Origin of the sequence: Methylobacterium sp. WL64 (genome assembly GCF_008039945.1) — a bacterium.
Taxonomy (GTDB): Bacteria; Pseudomonadota; Alphaproteobacteria; order Rhizobiales; family Beijerinckiaceae; genus Methylobacterium.
The window spans coordinates 1-2,303 of sequence record NZ_VRVA01000261.1 but is presented as its reverse complement, the minus strand read 5'-3'; the positions used below and the strand labels follow the sequence as shown (position 1 = coordinate 2,303).

The following is a 2,303-nucleotide window of genomic DNA, read 5'->3' as shown; positions in this document are numbered from 1 at the left end:
AGTCATCCGTGCCGCCGAGACCGGCCGACACGAGCGGTCACGGCTAGGGTTGCTGACGGGCGTCCTGAAGCCGGAGCGCATCACCCAAATGTGGGAAGATTGCATGCTAATCCCGAATGGGCTTCGGCTCCGGCTTAGCCGTTCGTGTCAGGCTTTGGATCCCCCGTGGAGGACGACCTGCCTTTCCAGCGATCGCAGCCTCCTGTTGCTCAATGAGTTCGCGGGCCGGCTGATCGCCGTCGAGACCGCCGAGGATCTCCATCGGCACGCGCCGGTTCGATGCCCGGGAGCCATCCTCGAATACGATGTCGAACAGGATGGAGCCTCGATCCTGAGGCAACTGCTTTAAGCGCTTGGCCATGCCGAGCTGATACCTACGCCGCCCAAAATCGACCAGTCGCAACGGGGTCAGGCGACAACCCATGCGAAGGGTAATAGACAGAGCAGGAATAGCCCGGACGTGACGAGCACAGCCATGACCTCACGGTGCTCGATGATCGCAGTGCGGGAGAAAGTCAGCATGGGGGGACCAGGATCGATGTTCGACCCCACCACTGTGCCGGTTCAAGCTTGACGGATCGAGGGCGCACAGTACCAGGGTCAGAACTAAAGTCAGCCTGTCACGTACTGGCCACATGGGTCTCGGTTACGCCGTGAGGGCGTCCCAGCCCACGAGCCGCTCAGCCTCATCCCGCCACGCATCCCGTGTGCCCCGTGCTTCGACAAGCTCGGAGCGCAGCGCGTCGACGCAGACGCGGAGGTCTCCAATCTCGATAGCACTCTCGACGAGCAGATCCTGTGCGGACGCGAGTTGGCGTTGAAGCTCAGCGTTCTCTATCGCCAGAGCCGCCATCACGGCTGCGGGATCGGTCTCACGCGCCACGAGCATCGGGCGAGCCGATCGCGCCGGCCGCTGCGGCGCTCAGTGCGACGGCAACCACCACGAGGAAGCCAGCTGTCATCATAGGGCGGGGTCCTTTGGTTTCCGCCACTGAACCCAAGGGCTCTTAATGGATCATTAACCTTGACCATTAGGCCGACGATCTCGGATCCAGCGTTGGGCAAGAGCTGGGGGGCCCGTCGAACTGCTGCGGAGCCTGCACAACAGGAGGCAGGCTGGAGCCGCTCAACTTACTATCCCGGACCGGATGCAGTGGCGTTGAGCTGAACCCGCATTGCCTTGCCAGGTCGGAAATGGATGGCGGTCCTGGCCTCGACCTCCACCGCCTGACCAGTCCGCGGGTTGCGAGCGGAGCGGGCTTCCCGATACCTGACCTCGAACGTGCCAAAGCCGCGTAGTTCGACACGGTCGCCATCCACCAATGCAGCGCCGATGCGATCAAGGATGGCGTCGACGACTGCCTCGACATCCTTGGCGTAGAGGTGAGGGTTCTGCTCCGCGATGCGGATGACGAGGTCGGATCGGATCATGATCGCTCGTCCCTCTGGAAGGAAACGTCATCATCGTAGGTGCTTCGGCATGCCAAAAGAAGCGAGGCCAATTCCATTTCCGCCCGTTGGTCTCTGATGTTCTTGAAAACCCATTCTTAGGAAGTATGCCATGGCTCGCTCACCCGAACAAAAGCGTTCAGTCCCGCCGATGACGCCCGAAGATCTCGGAGCCCGCATGGCAGACGATCATACTCAGGCGCTACGCGAGGAGAGCGAAAAGATCGGCACTAAGATCAATGACGCCTACGAGAAGCTCGCCTCCAAGTTCCGGAGCAGATCAGACAAGGCAAGAGCGGCGATGGATACTAAAAGGAGCGAGACCAAGCGCGCGCTGCTGAAGCGTCGCTTCGAATTATACGCTGACGCTGCAAACGAGCTTGAGATGCGATTGGCGGACCGGCAGGGATCAGACCGCACCGATAGCGATTGATGCACCGGTAGTTCGCTGCGGATCATGGTTCCATCGGATGGGCTGCCATGATGGCGGCTGCCAGCACCGTCCGAAACCCCTTCTCATGTGGCCCAGACCGCTCCACCATCACGAAAGCTGGCGAAGCGCTCACGAGGGCCGCGAGGTCGAGGCTGTGTCCGCTGGCGAAGCGATAAGGCCCCGTCGCCGGATCCCGCATGTAGGCGTCGATCGCCGCGACGATCTCCTGGCTGCTGATACGGCCGGCCTTGCGCAGGTCCGCAATGGTCGAGGGTCTGTCCCGCATGGTCGCGCTGATCATTCCCCTCCGTTGACTTAACTGTGCCGCCCGGCCGACATGCCATGATGGGCCGATGGGACATGTAAGGCGAGAAGTCTGCTTTCAACGTCGAGCATAGGTGAGCCCGCTTACCTGCGCCTG

At 61.6% G+C, this 2,303-nt stretch carries 5 protein-coding genes; 1 reads left to right on the top strand and 4 read right to left on the bottom strand.

Going from position 1 to position 2,303, the window contains the following annotated elements; genetic code table 11:
• Positions 1-106: 106 nt before the first annotated feature.
• The 3 genes from FV242_RS35980 to FV242_RS33650 all read right to left on the bottom strand — a co-directional run bounded on the left by FV242_RS35980 (position 107) and on the right by FV242_RS33650 (position 1,431).
• Positions 107-361, bottom strand: a complete 255-nt coding sequence (locus tag FV242_RS35980; RefSeq protein ID WP_147941988.1) for a hypothetical protein — start codon at positions 359-361, stop codon at positions 107-109.
• A 285-nt stretch (positions 362-646) separates the two neighbouring features.
• Entirely contained in the window at positions 647-889 is a 243-nt protein-coding gene (locus FV242_RS33655; protein ID WP_147941987.1) for a hypothetical protein, read from the bottom strand.
• Between the two features lie 245 nt (positions 890-1,134).
• A complete protein-coding gene (locus FV242_RS33650) occupies positions 1,135-1,431 on the bottom strand; it encodes an HU family DNA-binding protein (RefSeq protein ID WP_147941986.1) in 297 nt (98 codons plus the stop codon).
• A 130-nt stretch (positions 1,432-1,561) separates the two neighbouring features.
• On the opposite strand from FV242_RS33650, the gene FV242_RS33645 reads away from it, so the two are divergent.
• Positions 1,562-1,882, top strand: coding sequence for a hypothetical protein (locus FV242_RS33645; protein WP_246693014.1), 321 nt, complete (start codon positions 1,562-1,564; stop codon positions 1,880-1,882).
• Positions 1,883-1,904: 22 nt separating this feature from the next.
• On the opposite strand, the gene FV242_RS33640 is transcribed toward FV242_RS33645, so the two are convergent.
• The gene (locus FV242_RS33640; protein ID WP_246693013.1) at positions 1,905-2,183 is read right to left on the bottom strand and encodes a hypothetical protein; all 279 of its coding nucleotides are present in this window, start codon (positions 2,181-2,183) and stop codon (positions 1,905-1,907) included.
• Positions 2,184-2,303 lie beyond the last annotated feature (120 nt).

Bases quoted from the DNA above. Each gene is read 5' to 3' on its own strand.
- FV242_RS33655 (WP_147941987.1), bottom strand. From the start codon at position 889: ATGCTCGTGGCGCGTGAGACCGATCCCGCAGCCGTGATGGCGGCTCTG.
- FV242_RS35980 (WP_147941988.1), bottom strand. From the start codon at position 361: ATGGCCAAGCGCTTAAAGCAGTTGCCTCAGGATCGAGGCTCCATCCTG.
- FV242_RS33650 (WP_147941986.1), bottom strand. From the start codon at position 1,431: ATGATCCGATCCGACCTCGTCATCCGCATCGCGGAGCAGAACCCTCAC.
- FV242_RS33645 (WP_246693014.1), top strand. From the start codon at position 1,562: ATGGCTCGCTCACCCGAACAAAAGCGTTCAGTCCCGCCGATGACGCCC.
- FV242_RS33640 (WP_246693013.1), bottom strand. From the start codon at position 2,183: ATGATCAGCGCGACCATGCGGGACAGACCCTCGACCATTGCGGACCTG.